8 protein-coding genes are annotated in these 16,374 nt (G+C 45.6%); 2 read left to right on the plus strand and 6 right to left on the minus strand.

What is annotated here, in order from left to right; all coding sequences use genetic code 11:
* Positions 1–14: 14 nt before the first annotated feature.
* From MHB64_RS23070 to MHB64_RS23095, 6 genes are all read right to left on the minus strand, one after another.
* On the minus strand, positions 15–1,727 hold the full coding sequence (locus MHB64_RS23070; protein ID WP_179281557.1) for a sensor histidine kinase: 1,713 nt from the start codon (positions 1,725–1,727) through the stop codon (positions 15–17).
* The gene (locus MHB64_RS23075; protein ID WP_341135455.1) at positions 1,720–3,279 is read right to left on the minus strand and encodes an ABC transporter substrate-binding protein; all 1,560 of its coding nucleotides are present in this window, start codon (positions 3,277–3,279) and stop codon (positions 1,720–1,722) included. The genes MHB64_RS23070 and MHB64_RS23075 overlap by 8 nt, the downstream gene beginning before the upstream one ends.
* Positions 3,280–3,421: 142 nt before the next feature.
* Positions 3,422–9,910 carry an S-layer homology domain-containing protein gene (locus MHB64_RS23080; RefSeq protein WP_341135456.1) on the minus strand — a complete coding sequence of 2,163 codons (6,489 nt, stop codon included), beginning with the start codon at positions 9,908–9,910 and terminating at the stop codon, positions 3,422–3,424.
* A 70-nt stretch (positions 9,911–9,980) separates the two neighbouring features.
* Positions 9,981–10,811, minus strand: a complete 831-nt coding sequence (locus MHB64_RS23085; protein ID WP_373455836.1) for a carbohydrate ABC transporter permease — start codon at positions 10,809–10,811, stop codon at positions 9,981–9,983.
* An 18-nt stretch (positions 10,812–10,829) separates the two neighbouring features.
* Positions 10,830–11,699 (minus strand): carbohydrate ABC transporter permease, encoded by an 870-nt coding sequence (locus MHB64_RS23090; protein ID WP_094869502.1) that lies wholly within the window; start codon positions 11,697–11,699, stop codon positions 10,830–10,832.
* An 80-nt stretch (positions 11,700–11,779) separates the two neighbouring features.
* Positions 11,780–13,111, minus strand: coding sequence for an ABC transporter substrate-binding protein (locus MHB64_RS23095; protein WP_280786730.1), 1,332 nt, complete (start codon positions 13,109–13,111; stop codon positions 11,780–11,782).
* 239 nt (positions 13,112–13,350) lie between these two features.
* Between MHB64_RS23095 and MHB64_RS23100 the strand changes: the two genes are divergently transcribed.
* A complete protein-coding gene (locus MHB64_RS23100) occupies positions 13,351–14,889 on the plus strand; it encodes a glycoside hydrolase family 31 protein (protein ID WP_341135457.1) in 1,539 nt (512 codons plus the stop codon).
* 25 nt (positions 14,890–14,914) lie between these two features.
* Positions 14,915–16,216, plus strand: coding sequence for a Gfo/Idh/MocA family protein (locus MHB64_RS23105; protein WP_341135458.1), 1,302 nt, complete (start codon positions 14,915–14,917; stop codon positions 16,214–16,216).
* Positions 16,217–16,374: the final 158 nt, after the last annotated feature.

Raw genomic sequence — 16,374 nt, forward strand, 5'->3', positions numbered from 1 at the left:
TCCCCCTCCTTAGGTTAAGACTCACCTTCCCTACTGCTCCAACATAATTCTACGCAAAGTCCACCTAGCTTCGATTGACTGAGCAGCACGCCTGAGTCACCGCCATACATCAAACGCAGGCGTTGATGGACATTTTTGAGTCCGGATTCTATTTCTTCGTTAGTGGACTGAATCTTCATTCTGATAGATTCGATCACTAAATAATCAATTCCTGTGCCCGTATCCTCAACGGATACATGATTCATGCCTTCCTCTCTCCACACGCGGATATGAATCATTCCATAGTCGGAATGATTATTGAACGAATGAAGGATTACATTTTCGACAAGCGGCTGAACAATTAACCGCGGAACTTCCAAGTCTTCCATCTGCGGCTCAACCTCAATATGAAATTCAAAATCATCTCTTAACATACAATGTATTTCCAGATAAAAATGAATCAAATCCAGCTCTTCTTTCAGCCGTACCATCTTATTCCCCGTTTTAGTCGTGTAACGATAGTACTTGCTCAAATTCATAGTCATCGAAACCGCTGCCTTGTCTTCATTTAACTCAATCATACTTTTGATATAAGCAAGGGTATTGTATAGAAAGTGCGGATTGATCTGCGATTGCAGCTGCTTAAGCGTCGCATCCTTTGACCGGAGTTGCTCTTTGTACACATCCTCGATCAGCTCCTCTATTTTTGACGCCATGGAGTTGAATTTTTCATACAACAACCGATATTCCCCTTCAGGTTTGTCCGACATTCTTACGGAATAGATGCCCTTCTCGATCAAGTTCATGTTCTTGAACAGTTTTCGGAATGGAATTTGAATATTCCGGTACATCACAAAGGCAAGATATGCCCCCATAAACAGAAGCATACCGCTTATCACATAAAACATAGTCTGGTTCCGGCTGATAGGTGCCATAATATCACTGATAGGTACATAATCAACAAGATACCACCCTAATGATTCCAGTTTTTGATAATGAACCTGAAACCTCGTCTTATCGGATTTTAGCAGCATGTATCCACTTTCCAACGAGTGGTCGATCTCTCCAAGCCGGGGAAGAAATTCATCAATTTGATTAACATTTACGGAATAATTATAAATAGGATCCATTCCTGGATGGTACAGAAACGGATCTCCCGAACCATTCGTTTTAAATTCAGATAGAGCTCTCCGCAATTCTGCTACACCAAATTTAAGCACGACTCTCATATGCGCCTCGCCTGACTCCGCTGATTTTTCGGGATAAGACAATATCCCTAGGAAATAATCCTCATTAGAATCGGAATAGTATTGCCAAAATGTATCCTGCGCAGGAAGTACTTTTGGGAGTGCATTCAAGCTGGAGTTACTTTTGATGACAATTCCGGTACGAGGATAGAGGACTGCGATCACTGCTTTCCAGTCTCCATAACCGGCAAGACGGTTTATCTCTTCAGAGACAGTTCGGTTGGTTCTGTATTTATCCAGAACATCATCAAGCAAATCAGGATAGGCCAAATTTCGTACATCTGTACTTTCATACAGCATTTTCTTATAGGTATCCAGCCGGAAAAACAACTGATCCAACTGATTAGCGAACGTTTCAATCTGATATTGCTTTACCTTAATAATCTCCTCCGTCAGTACATCCTTGCTTGTTCGATTCGACACTGCAAACAGGAGCAGGATCGGGATAAGTAAAATCAACAAAGTGGCAATTAGTTTTGTGAATATGCTGAATCTACTCATGATCAATCGTCCTCTCAAATCCGGGTTCAGCATCTGGATGCCCACGCTCAAATTCCGAGAACTGCTTCTTTAATTCGGTAAAGACAATGTCAAAACCTGCCTTCTTAAGATCTGTAATTGCATCTTGATAATATTCTTCATAATTGGCTAATCCAAAATTGATTGGCTCGAATTTTTCCTTATAGACAGCCATTACCTGCGCTATCTCATTCTTGACAGACGCCTCATTGAAATGAAATCCGAATAGTTTGGAAATGCGGGAGTTCTCGTCATTCTTGAGCATGTCATGGATAATATCGTCCTCTACACTGGCAGGTGCGATAAAATAGTCCTTATTTCGCCACATCCATTCGTACATCAGCTGGTCGTTGGTTAATTGCTTGATTTTACCTTTTTCCAGTTCATAATCCTTTCCCTCTACTCCATAAATAATAAAATTATAATTCTCTTGGGTTTGCAGAATCCAATTCATAAACATCATTGCGCGTTCAGGATTTTCCGCTGCGGCCGTAATCATAAAGGCTTCGTTACTTGGGGTAGTGATAAACTTTGGTTTCTCCTTAGCAAGATAATACTCACGGAGCCTCGCATTTGGATCGGCATTCCGTACTGTTTGCAGGTTCTCCATCGCCCTCGAGACTGCACCTACCCGGAAAAGAAGCTTACCTGCATTCTCCTGATCGATCTTCGCTGCCGGATTACCCACCAAATTCTTGTCGATGATCCCCTTCTTCACCCATGATTCTCGTAAATGAGCTACTTTTTTGTATAAATCAGACTCTACATAACTCAAAATTTCTCCAGAATCCTCATCAACCATAAATAACAGCCGCTCATCCAAAGAAGAGTAGTTTCGATCTGTCAATTCACGCCACAACATTTCATGTCCTCGGTCTGTTTCCAGATAGCCATAATAACTTGGATCTATCACCTGCATTCTTTCATAAAACAATTCCAAATCAGCGATTGTCTTAATTTCTGACATGCCGACCTTCTCCAGTAAATCCTGGCGGACCATGACTGAAGAGAATTTCCCCGCAGACGTAAATGCCTGAGACGGTATCGCCCAAAGCTTGCCATCGATTACGTTCTGCTTGAAGTTTTCTTCGGGAATATGTTCAATAAGATCCTGGCCATATCGATCCAGAAGCTCATCTAAAGGTTGAATATAACCTTTATAGACAGTGACGAAGGGTGCGCCATACCAGAAAAGATCATATTTTTCTCCAGTAGATAAGGCCAGCTCCAGTTTTTGCTGATAATTGGACCATGGGATATAAGTCAATTCAAGCTTCATATTTAAATCTTTTTTAAGTCTCTCATTCAATTCATTTTCAACGAAATCACCCATACGTGCCGACAAATCGCCAGGCATAATCACCTTTAAGGTGACGAAGGGTGCCGGCGCATCTGACGTCAGCTCATTTACTGCAATAGCATTCTGTAAACCTTGCGGACCGGATACGTCCGGGCGGAAGTATTCGCTGTACAACATATAGATTATGGATAGAAAAAAGATCGCAATTATAATAGTGACAGCGGGCTTCTTCATGAACCGCTACCTCCTTCACCATAGAGCCTCATTGCTAGTCTACACTAAATATATGAAAGCGGATACAATATGTATATACCTCTGAGTTGGAACAGGAGCACATGAATTTCATATCATGTGCTCCTGTATTTCACTCAACTATTCAGTTTATAAATTGGACATACTGCAGCAGCCGTTTAATCATGACAGCAGCTTCTGCCCGGCTTGCATGGGCAGTTGGATCGATTATTGTTGCAGATTTCCCCTGGATGATTTGGGCAGTGAGCAGGGCGGCTACCGGATGTTTTGCCCAAGAACTGACTGAACCGTTATCTGTATATTTCCTGAGAATAGTGTCAATCCCATCACTTGCCGGGACGGATTTGTTCACATAATCCAGCGCTCTGGACAGCATGACAGCCATTTGTTCACGGGTGATTTCTTCACCCGGTCTAAATGAACCATCACTGAAGCCTTCAATGATTCCTGCCTCAGCCGAGGCTGCAAGTGCCCCCGCATACCAGTCTCCTGTAGATACGTCCTTAAAGCCGGCTACCTTACCTAAAGAATTAAGTCCCAAGGAACGGACGAGAATAGCCGCGAACTCTGCGCGGGTTACCGGATTATCTGGTGAAAAGCTGTTAGCTCCAACACCGTTTATAATCCGCTTGGAGGCCATTAGTTCGATGTCTGCTTTTGCCCAGTGGCCTTGAAGATCAGCGAACGTCTTAGTGCCCGAAGCTACCGTATAAATACTATTCCCGTTCCGTTTGATTACAGCTTCGGTAATCCCGCCATTATCCAGCAGTAGGGCTGGAACAAAGCTGAATGCCGTTGTATCCGGACTGAACAGGAGTGCAGTGGTTTTCTTCGCATCAATTGATCCCGGAAGAGTAAGGGTGCATTCGACATAGGTGCTGCCGAAGCTGTCCAGCTCAGTCGACAGACCGTTTACTTGCGCAATGATTTTGTAATCGAATGCTGGAGTGAGCAAGGTCAGGCCTTCTTTGCCGGCCTGCTCAGACAATAGCTCTGCCGTGCTGCCTGAAACCCGGTCTATAACTATACTTATGGTCATATCTGCCGGGCTAACGCCAAGCTTCGCCGCTAATGCCGCTACTCCCAGAACTTTGACCGGAACCTTGTAGCTTCCGAAATCCGTCTGAATCACAACGGATGCTTCCGGCAATTCATCCACCACACCTGCAAACGCAGAGGATGGAATGTTAACCTTCACACTTCCGCCGTCACTCCTCAGTTTAATGATTACTGATCCTGATTTGGCTGCAGCCGGATTGTTCTGAAGGGCTAGGAAGGCATCCTGTAGCTTCTTCACATCAATGGCTGCTATTGTTTCGCTTACACCATCCTTATTCGTTGTCCGTTTAAACGTTGCCCCATCCAGCTCCAGAATGATTCCATTATTCTGGATTACGGGTGCTGGTGTTGCAGGAACTGGCGTCGCAGATACAGGTACTGCTGATGTCGCTGCTGGCGGCGGTGTTGATGTGGCTGGTGTCAAAGTCGTTTCAGGTGTCGGCGTCGGTTCGCCTCCAGCAGGCGGGTTCGTATCCGCTGTAACCGTCAGCTTAAATTGCTTTTCTAAATTGCCGTCGGAAGACTTCGCCGTAATAACGGTTTGGCCGACACCTACTGCTGTGACCAGGCCTGCGGCGGATACATAAGCAACTTTAGGATCTGCCGATGACCATACGACCCTTGAATTACTAGCTTCTGCCGGAACTACACTGAGCTCAAGCTTCTTGCTTGCACCTGGAGCCAATTGCAACTGCTCCGGCGTATTCGCCGTTAAGCCTGTAACCCTTACTGGGGTTTGGGCAGAACTATTCGCTACATCTACGCTGCCCAAGCTCAGCCAGCCGCTTTCACCCATCTCAGCATTTGCGAAGCGGAATGTTTTGGCATCAGCATTAATTTCCTCAAGTGGATTCACATAGCGTAACAATATTTCATAGCTTCCATTACCTAATTGCGGATTATCAGCCGATACAAACAGCTTGTTGTTATCAAATCCATTCGTATTCGGAAGAATGTCTTTCAGATCCCAATCCGGATTCCAGATTTTAATGATGTCATTTCCTGATTTGGCTGCAAGCTCTACCTTCCAGTTGTAGTAGAACGGCGCTATTCCTTTGTTCTCAAGCTCTACTCCCACTTTCAGCTTTCCATCTGAAGCGTCCAGATAAGCGGTGGGCACATAATATTCATATCCCATCCTGCGTGAACCTTCAGTGGCTCTCGCCAAAGATGCAGCATCCAACGGAGTCTGGAATATCCCCTGGGCAATCAGCCAGGATGCATGGGTCAAGCCCAGGCTGGTGTAATAATCCTCTCCCTGCGCCCCTTCGATCGGAGTTGACGGTTCATTGTATTTTGGCGGATCATTATTCCACATCTTCACCTGAATTTCCGGTCTCATCTCGCCACCCATAACGTTGTTCTTCCAGAACTCAGTCACTCCTGCGTCATTCACTCTGCCCCAGAAATGCCAGCCCTGTCCGCCCAGGCTTGGCGGGAGTGTCTGGAAGGCAAAAGAATCATCATGATAACCGACATCGAAATTTCTGGTCTTAAGTGTGCTGTTGTCCATCGGATATCTTAGGACGAGCTGTGTTTGGTCGAAGGCATTGTCCATAGCGGTAAGAACACGCTTCAGGTTAGCATCGGTTGGCATCAGGTTAGGCGATTTCAGATTCCCGTCATACGGATACGTATGCCATTCGCCCCAGAAGCCAATTAATCCGATCATCACAGATCCGATCCGCGGGTCGCCGTCATAACGATTTCCAAGCGCGTTAATGAAATTATCCAAAGCGCCCAGTAAACGCTCATCATTATAGTCAGGCGCTAAGCTCGTGGCATCTTTGCCATTGTCGAATTCATCATAAGCATAAGTCTTCAGCCCTTCGTCCAGCAGGAATTTCGGTATACCTGAAGGTTTGTTCGGGTAGTCCAAATACACCCTGAACACGGATTGATTACCTCTGGAGGCTACCGCTGCTAGCCGTTTATCCAGCTCAGACCAATCAAAGTCATTCAGATTGTTCATCAGCTTGCTAAGCGGCAAATAGAAGAACTCCAAGCTGTAAGGCAGCTGTGTAGGACGATCTCTCCAATCATCGCCTACTTTGAAATAAGCCTCCTCTGAAGCATCGTAGAATGGCAGAAACCCCTTGAGCGGATTATCAACCGGTGCCTGCGCATACTTTAAGATATGAGTTCCGGCCGATGTTACCCAATCTGGCTGACTTGGATGATCAACTGGAGGGTTCTCCGGCCCTTCTCCAGATCCGCCTGTTCTGCCCGCTAATGCATATAATCCAATCTGGTCGATGCTGAGGACATTATCAGCCTGATTGCCAGGACCGAAACCAAACTGAATTTGCAGCACCTTGCTTGCGTCGAACGATGCATCGCAGGCAACGCAGCCTTGCCACTCGGACTGGGCAAACGCGCTCCATGGGATTCTCACCATTCCTGTGTAGCCTGGGGGAATCGACAGGGAACCTCCACCAAGAGTGGATGCCTTCCAGCCTTCTGCTGCATTGTAGAGTTTGACGACGCCTCCTGCTTTTAACGAGAACTCACCTTTCGGCGCATCTGTTACAAGCGAGATATTCAAATCCATATTTTTATTGCTTGATGATGTATGGTTGATCCAGAAGGTAAGTCCATCAAAGACCGACCAATCCGAATCCGTTCCGGTAAACGCTGCGCGTTTGATATTGACCCAGTCGGAGGCAGCTTTGCCCGGTGGAGGCTTAACAGAGAATTTCATCGCCTGACTGCCATTCGAATAATGAACCTTATCAAGCGTGCGAAGTGTAGAAGGTTCACCGGATTCCCAGTCTATTCTCCAAACGTTCTGCAGAGCGGCATCATCTGTGTACGATTCGAAATCCTCCAATACTTTATCAGCGCGATAGAGTCTGATGTCATCAATTGTGATCACGTTATGAACATATCCTGCTGGCGGATATCCGAACTGAAGCCCGGTTACTTCACTAGGATCCAGCACAGCAGCGCAGTCGGCCTGAACACCATCGCACTGCCAAGCAGATTGTACGAATTGATCCCACGGGATTCTTACAACGCCTTTGAATCCGGCCGGAACATTAAGCGAGCCTCCATTAAATGCCGCTGAATGCCAGCTTCCATCCGCAGCCATCTTCAAGGCAGCCCCGCCATCTTTCAGCCCGAACTCTCCATTCGCTACAGGCGTCTGCAGCGCAACGTTTAAGCTGAAATTCTTGTTATCCGTTGTTGTATTGTCCACCCAGAGGCTTAATCCGTCATAAGCGGACCAATCTCTTAGCTCCGCAGGGATGGCATGAATGATATTCGACCAATCCGAATCCGGGATTGCGACCGAAAGCTTGAGGCCTTTGCTTCCGCTCGCTTGGCCCAGCGCCCGTGTAACCGAGCCTGGCATATCGCTCCACGCTTCTGTCCAAGCTTGCCCAAGAGCAGCATTATCCCCATAAGATTCGAAATTCTCAATCAGTCCTGGTGTTTCTGTACCATTACCCGGATTAGTACCAGGGTCAGTTCCAGGTCCAGTACCGGGATCATCATCTGAGTCATACTTATCAGTGAAGTAGATTTCATCAATATATATGGTACCTGTAGTATCCCAAGTAGCTTGTGCTATCGCCACACTCCAGATCGTCTGCGATAAATCCACTCCATGGGCAGCCAAGTCGATAACGATATCTTTATAGCTGGTTGTTATCGTATCTCCACTGAATTGGCCGAGTGTCTTTGTTACGCCGCCGATACTGATACTAACCTGATTCTCCTCGCCGCCAGCAGCTCCCTTCACGCGGATGACCAGTTTCCCCGTATCTGAAAGATTCCGGCCGATGTTGGTTTCTAGCCGTGACATATTCTTATACTGCAGGACCAGTGCGCCATCTTCGATAACACCAGCGCCGTTCCCGTTGGCGAAACCGCTCGAACCTGTCCATTGATTCAGATCATTTTGGGTGCTTCCGGACCACGTCCGGGTACCATCATAATCATCCACAAGCAGACGTTTTGGCGGCAGCGGTGGTGAAGTCGGAGGTGTTGTTGAATGACTCTCCCCGATTAATACGGGACCCAAATTGAGCCAGCCTTCTGTGTCTTGGTCCGTATTCGCAAATCTCACCTTTTTAGCCTTATTGCTAATGGCCTCTAACGGATTAACGACCTTCATCACTAAATAATAATAGCCATCATTCAAATCCGGAGCAGAAATAGAAGTATCGAAATAATAGGGTTCACCAAATGGGGTGTACTGAGGATCACCAGGAAGATTCCATTCAGGATATGTCCTGATTTGCAATGGCATGACCTTTGTCATATCCCATGAGGTATCCCACTCTTTAATAAGCTTCCCGGATAAATTCTTTACTCCCAGTTCTACTTTCCAAGGATATGCGAAGGGAGCAACGCCATTATTCTGAATGGCTACTCCGACCTTAAGCGGAGCACCTTGGGCAACATTATTATAGTAGGCACTCGTCACATTTAGATCGTAGCCCATCTTTCTCACGCCTGCGGCTACGGCCGGATCATTGGCATTATAGTTGCTGATACCGCCTTGGTTAATCATCCACGTTGCATGAGTCAGTTCAATATCATCCATTGCATTATCCACATTAGTGCCGCCGCTGAAGAAGTTGTTCTGAATTTCCGGCCGTACTTCTCCGCCAACAGATTGCGTGATCCATTTATTCTCCGAACCAGCTCCCAGCATTTTGGTCAAAAACGAGTAATAGGTTCCGCCCATACTCTCCGGCTGGGTTACACTCTGCAGCGGATCACCTTCCTTATACCCGAAAGAGTCATCATGGTATCCGATATTGAACTCCGATGCGCCCGGCAAGCCGGGATACCGGACCTCAAGCTTGGTTTGATTGAAAGCAGAATCATAGGCATTGAAGATTGTTCCGATGGTTTCAGCATTAGGCATATAGTTCGGCAAACCATCCGTTTCATCCTCATCATAAGGGTAAGTATGCCACTCTCCCCATAGCCCAACGAGGCCCATATGAATAAATCCGATACGCGGATCTCCGTCATATTTTGCACCGAAAGCCCGGATAAAGTTCGTCAAATAAGTTACCATAGCAGGGTCATCGTAATCAGGCTCGATCTGGTTAAAGGTATCGTTATGACGCATTGTCACTCCACTGTCATGAATGAAATCCGGTATTGCATCCTCTTTGCCCGGATATTCAAGATATACCCTGATCGCTGCCTGATTCCCTCTTGCTGCAATCGCATTCAGCGCTGGCTCTATACCGGTATCAAATGTGTATGAATCAGGGCCGTTCATCACTGCTTTCAGAGGGACATAATACCATTCCAGGCTGTGGGGGAATGAGGTCTCCGTTTCCCAAGGATAGAAAGGTGCGAACCCTTTCAACGGATTGTCGAGCGGACTTGGGGCATACATCAAGTCATGCTTGGTTAGTGTACTATCCACTGCAGGGCTGGGATATGGATTAGAGGGTACACGCGCCTGCTCCGGGTCCGCATTGACTGTGCCGGCAGCATTCCCAAAGAACGTACTCAGTAACAAGCATACGATGAGCAATACTTTAAATGATGCCTTCCTAGTATATTGAACAGATAATAGATTCATAGAACCTCCTCGTTAACGCTGTTATCAATCAGTGTGAACGATTTCAGAATGCCAAATGGAAACAGTCGGTTTATCCTTTGTGCGCACTAAATGCAATTCCTTCGATAAACTGCTTTTGAAATATAAAAAAGAGGACGATCATCGGAACCACTGCCATGAAGGCGCCTGCCATCAATACCGGGTAATCCGTTCCGAACATGGAGACTAACGTCGCAATACCCGATGACAAAGTCATCTTCTCAGGTGAGCTGTTAATGATAAGGGGCCATTGCAGTTCATTCCATGCCCACTGCAATTGAATAATAACAATCGCAACTAAAGCCGACTTGACTAAAGGAAGCATGATATGCCAATAAATTTGAAATGGATTGCAACCGTCCAATACTGCCGCTTCTTCCAATTCCTTAGAAATAGTTAGGAAAAATTGCCTTAAAAGAAAAGTTGCGAAAGGACTGATCAGCGAGGTAATCCAAAGAGCAGTCACCGTATTGACTAAGCCCAAGTCACTCATCATCATGTATTGCGGCGTATAGAAAACAGGATTAGGTACCATCATGACCGATATAATCAATGCAAAAAGAAATGAACTTCCTGGAAATCTAATCCGTGCAAAGGCATACGCCGCCATCGAACTAAATATAACTGGAAACACGGTTTTCATTAATGCCGTAAAAATTGTATTTAAGTAATAATGCGGAAATGCCGATTGCTTGATCGCCTCTATATATCCTCTTAAGTTGGGGGCCTCCGGAAAATAACGGATCGGAATTTGCGTGGCTTCCGTCGTTGACTTTAGCGAAGTTAGCACCATCCATATAAATGGAACGAGCATAGCAATAGCGCTAATCATTAGAATGACATGAACAATCGAGTTAATCTTCCGCGCTGATGTGATCTGCACTTCTGTCTTCCCCCCTTCTTAGTCGTAGACGACCCATTTTTTTTGAAGAGCAAATTGGATCCCTGTCAGTATGACGTTAATAAACAACAATACATTGATAATTGCTGCGCCATAATTAGGATTAAAATAAACGAAAGTGTTTTGGTAATAGGCATAAACAAGTGAACGAACGGATGGAAGTGCTACATTCGTCTTCCCGATAATCAGATAGATGGAGTCGAAAATTTGCGTTGCTCCAATCAAAAGGATGATGCTCGTGAAAAAAAGTGTTGGTGTCAGCATGGGAAGTGTAATATAGCGAAACTTCCCCATTCTCTTGGCACCATCAATCTCGGCAGCTTCATAGAGTGATTTAGGTATCCCTTGCAAACCTGCAAGAATCAACAGCATATTCAAGCCAATTGCCCCCCACACGCCAACGATAACCAACACAAACATGGCATAATTGGGATTAGACAACCAGGCTACACGAGTTCCCAATATATGGTTGATGAGCCCGAAGTCCTGAGCGAACAAGACGACCCAAACCATCGCTGCCGCTGCAGGCATTGTGACTTGAGGCAAGAAAAAAACGACCCGGTAAACGGATAATCCTTTAATCTTCGTATTTAGCAATACAGCAAAAAAAGTAGAAAGGGCAAGTGTTATTGGTACAAACAGAACTACATAGTATAAAGTGTTGCGCAGATTCTGCCAAAACTCTCCATCACTAAATAACTTCACATAGTTATCAAATCCAACCCAATGATTAACGAGTCCGAAATTCTCCGACTGCTGGAATCCCAGCAGAATCGATTGAAGAACCGGCCAGCCCCAGAAAACCAATGTGCCTAGAAGAGTCGGCGCGATCATGAAATAAGCCCATACATATCTGCTTCTGGAATTCAATCTGACCACTCCCTATTCATCAGGGAATGTTCCTGATCTCCAAGAACGTCCCCTGAATCACTTTATTTTAAATAAATGGCTTATTTCGTTTCTTCTATCGCTTGATTCATCATCTCAGCGACCTTCTTCGCAGCTTCCTCAACCGAAATTGCTCCGCCCCACGCTTGCGACATAATCTCAGGCTCTTTCGCGAACCATACCGGGTAAGCTAACGAACCGCTCGGATACGGAGTCGCATCAGCCACCTGTTCCGTGAATATTTTCAGATTCAAGTGAGGTCTCGAAGTTAGCCACGCATCCTGAGTGCCATTGAATGCCGGTATAGCCGCACCCATTTCCGCCGTAATTTGCGCTGCTCTTTCAGATCCAAGGAACTTGAGGAATAACCAAGCCTCATCTTTGTTTTTACCACTTGCGGACATGACATTGCCCAGACCATTAATGATATTAGCTCGTTTCACTTTACCCTTTGGCAATTTAGCCCAATCCCATTTGCCCTTAATAATTTCGCTGCTGTCAATGTCGCTGATCCGCCAGGATCCGTCGAAAATCATCGCTAATCTGCCGGACTTGAACATTTCGGTGGCTTCCGTATCTGTCATTTGCTGATGAGTTGGAGAAGCGCCGTCGAGAGTCATTTGATAACGGGCCTGTAAAGCTTCAATGGAAGCCGGATCATCGTAGCCTGACTTACTCATATCAGCCGATAAAATACTCCCGCCATTAGCCAACATATCGTTCCAATACCCGGTCTGAGTGTCCATTTTCGCCCCAAAGCCATAGATGCCTTTATCAGGCTGACTTAATTGCTTGGCAACCTCGGCAAGCTTGGCATAATCCCAAGTATCGTCTGGATAGGGAATCTTAGCTTGGTCGAAGAGCTCTTTGTTGTACGCCAAACCGATCGTATCAAAATCCTTCGGTATGCCGTAATTTTCACCATTCAGTGTATATATGGAAGCAAGGTCTGCCGCATAATTATTTAGATCAATTTCTCCAGCCTGTATCTTGCTTGTGATCGGTTCAATGAATTTACCTGTTGCATATTTGACAAATTGACCACCATGCATCCAGAAAACATCAGGCAGTGTACCGGCAGGAGCGGCAGCGGACATCTTTGTCCAATAATCACCCCACGGAATAACTTCGACCTTGATCTTGATATTTGGATTTTCTGCCGTAAACTCCTTTGCAATGGCTTCCATTGCCGGTTGCTGAATTTTATCCCATATGGAATAGGTAAGCGTTACGTTTTTTTGAGGCTTATCAGTCGCTTTCTCAGCATTACCAGCATTGCTTTTCGGACTATTATCTGCTGTATTGTTAGTATTGCTGCTGCAGGCAGCTGTGACCAGAGCAAAAACAGTTAAGACAGTTAGAAACAGAAATGAAAACTTGTTTCTTTTCTTCATAATGACATCCCCCTAATTAGTTATTTAGGCAAATATTTGCGTAAATTCTCACTACGAATCACTTTGCCTCCCTACATATTGATTTTAATTCAATCTTACCTCCCCTTTAAATGCCTCATTTTAAAGATTTGATGCCTAAATATTAAGATAAAAAAGGTTTGCATTGAAATATAGATTAATCCATAATGTTAGTAAATAATTGCGCAAATTATTTCATAACTTAGATTGGAGTGTCTGCGATGACAATTACTGTATTACCTCAAAAAACCGGAGAGTTCTGGTGGGGAGGTGTTATAAACGAAGGGCATTTAATGCCATTTGGCGACCAGCCACATACACGTGACTTACGTTTGACGGATGATAATCAAGCTTCTCCCTTATTAATTTCTAATCTTGGAAGGTATATTTGGTGCGAAGAGCCGTTTGCCTTTTCGTTTAATGAGAGCAGTCTTACCATCGATCACAAACAGAAGCTATGCCTTGAAGATGGACACGAAACCCTTCAAGGTGCGTACCAGCATGCATCTAAAAACCATTTTCCCCCTTCCGGCGTTACACCTGACAAACTAGCCTTCACGGCACCGCAATATTGTACCTGGGTGGAAATGTTTTACGAACCGACACAGGAAAAGCTCCTCAATTACGCAAAATCCATTATTCAAAATGGCATGCCCCCTGGTGTGTTAATCATTGACGATAATTGGATGCAAGACTATGGAACATGGGACTTTGATAAACACCGATTCCCCGATCCTGCTAGAATGATCAAATCCTTACACGAATTAGGGTTTAAGATCATGCTTTGGGTGTGCCCGTATGTAAGTCCCGATAGCCTTAAATTCCGTCAATTACTGGAACTCGGCATCTTGATGAAGCATGCTGATGGTGCCCCTGTCCTGAGGAGATGGTGGAATGGGTACAGCGCAATCGTTGACTATACAAGCACAGAAGGCTCGGCATGGTTCAGGCAGCAGTTAGACAGGCTGATTGAAGATTATGGAGTTGACGGATTCAAACTCGATGCAGGAGAACCTCTATTACCTGACCTAATGGATGACATTACAAAAGAGATCGCTTGGTCACGTCCTGTTCGCCCAATGGAAGATTGTGAGTCATATGCCAGATTAGGAATCGGATACGCGCTTAGTGAACTGCGCATGTGCTGGAAACTCGGGGGACAGGCGCTCATTCAGCGGCAACGCGATAAAACGCACACATGGAATGCTACGACCGGGCTGGGCGGACTTATCCCTAATGCTATTGCCCAGGGCCTGATGGGATATGCCTACAACTGCCCTGATATGGTAGGCGGAGGAATGGATGGGGACATTAATTCACCCGATTTCCGTTTTGATGCTGAACTTTTTATCCGTTTTGTTCAATGCTCCGCTTTATTTCCCGTGATGCAGTTTTCTATGGCGCCCTGGCGGGTTTTGAATGGTGCTGAATTGTCCTGGTGTATGGACGCCGTACGGATACGATCAGAGTTAGGGCCTCTGCTATCCGGACTTGCCAGCCAAGCTGCAGAGGATGGGCTTCCAATTCTGCGTAGTCTGGAATTCGTCTTTCCGCATCAAGGCTTCCATACGATTCAAGATCAATTCATGGTTGGCGAGACCATTCTGGTAGCCCCAGTTATGAATAAAGGTCAAACAGCTAGAAGGATACAATTCCCGGACGGCCAATGGCTGGGTGATGACGGAAGCATCGTTGAAGGCCCGGCTCAGGTCGAAGTGAATGCCCCGCTTTCCCGATTGCCATGGTATCGAAAAATCTAAATACTTACATTCAGGAGATAATTCTATGAAAAAAATCAAATTAGCTGTAATAGGGGCAGGAGCAAGAGGTTTTTTATCCTACATGCCTTATGTCCAGAGGTTTCCCCACGAGGCGGAGGTAGTCGCAGTTGCCGAACCAAACGACGAGAGAAGAACGCGATTTGCGGAAGCATTCAACCTAATCCCGGAGCAAATTTATTCAACATGGGAAGATCTATTGAACGGGCCTAAGCTTTGTGATGCGCTCCTTATCTGCACACAGGATCAGAATCATTACCTGCCCACAGTTGCCGCTCTCAGGAAGGGATATCATGTTCTTCTGGAAAAACCTATGTCCAACAACCCGATTGAGTGCATTGAAATGGAGAGGATCGCACGTGAAGAAAGGCGGTTGCTTTCAATCTGTCATGTCTCGAGGTATATCCCTTTTTGGAAAAAAATAAAGCAACTCATTCATGAAGGTTTCATCGGAAACCTAATGTCCATTCAACATAACGAAAACGTGGGGTACCTCCATTATGCCCATAGCTTTGTCAGAGGTAATTGGAGGAATGATGTACACTCAAGTCCAATGATACTGGCCAAGTCTTGTCACGACATGGATCTAATCCGTTGGATTGCCGATGCAGATTGCAAGAGAGTTAGTTCCTTTGGTTCTTTAGGCCACTTTCGTGTCGAAAATGCACCTGCTGGATCAACCAACCGATGTACGGATGGGTGCGAGGTGGAATCCACTTGTCCTTATTCAGCATTACGCTTTTATATGAAAGACCCTACATTAAATCACTTTGCAGCACTCATAACAGATCCGCCTACCGAAACGAATAGAATGAACGCGATATTGAATGGTCCCTATGGAAAATGTGTCTATCGGACGGATAATAATGTAGTGGATCATCAAACGGTAAATATGGAATTCGAGAATGGAGTTACCGTGATTTTCAGCATGTGCGGGTTTACGCGCGATATAAATCGCACCATTCAAATCATGGGGACCAAAGGGGAAATTCGCGGTGATTTACTAAGCGGCTGTATCGATCTATTCGAATTTTCATCAGGGACACAGTCTATCATTCATACCCCAACCAGTGACGGTGGTCATCAAGGAGGCGACGATGGGATCATGCAACAATTCCTTTCCGACCTCCGAAATGAAAGATATATGAATACCTTGACTTCTGCGGAAGCCTCTCTGGAAAGTCATCTCATGGCCTTCGCCGCTGAGGAATCGAGACGAAGGGAGGGCGCCGTTATAGACATGAAGCTCTTCCGCCAATCTCTTACAACAACCTCCCCAAACGGCACACAACATGTTCAAACATCCTAGTAAGTAATATTATGAAGACCGGCTCGCAGAACTGCAGGCCGGTCTTCTTTCACGTCGCCAACTTTGTTCCCCTCCGTTCGGATAAAAATTTAAGGCAATTTTTCGCGCAACAACTTCGCAACTTTCGTGTGCTCTAGACACGCCAAATAGCCGTCCTC

It is taken from the genome of Paenibacillus sp. FSL K6-2859 (assembly GCF_038008265.1).
In the GTDB taxonomy this organism is placed as follows: domain Bacteria; phylum Bacillota; class Bacilli; order Paenibacillales; family Paenibacillaceae; genus Paenibacillus_AQ; species Paenibacillus_AQ nitricinens.

Bases quoted from the DNA above. Each gene is read 5' to 3' on its own strand.
- MHB64_RS23080 (WP_341135456.1), bottom strand. From the start codon at position 9,910: ATGAATCTATTATCTGTTCAATATACTAGGAAGGCATCATTTAAAGTA.
- MHB64_RS23075 (WP_341135455.1), bottom strand. From the start codon at position 3,279: ATGAAGAAGCCCGCTGTCACTATTATAATTGCGATCTTTTTTCTATCC.
- MHB64_RS23095 (WP_280786730.1), bottom strand. From the start codon at position 13,111: ATGAAGAAAAGAAACAAGTTTTCATTTCTGTTTCTAACTGTCTTAACT.
- MHB64_RS23105 (WP_341135458.1), top strand. From the start codon at position 14,915: ATGAAAAAAATCAAATTAGCTGTAATAGGGGCAGGAGCAAGAGGTTTT.
- MHB64_RS23070 (WP_179281557.1), bottom strand. From the start codon at position 1,727: ATGAGTAGATTCAGCATATTCACAAAACTAATTGCCACTTTGTTGATT.
- MHB64_RS23100 (WP_341135457.1), top strand. From the start codon at position 13,351: ATGACAATTACTGTATTACCTCAAAAAACCGGAGAGTTCTGGTGGGGA.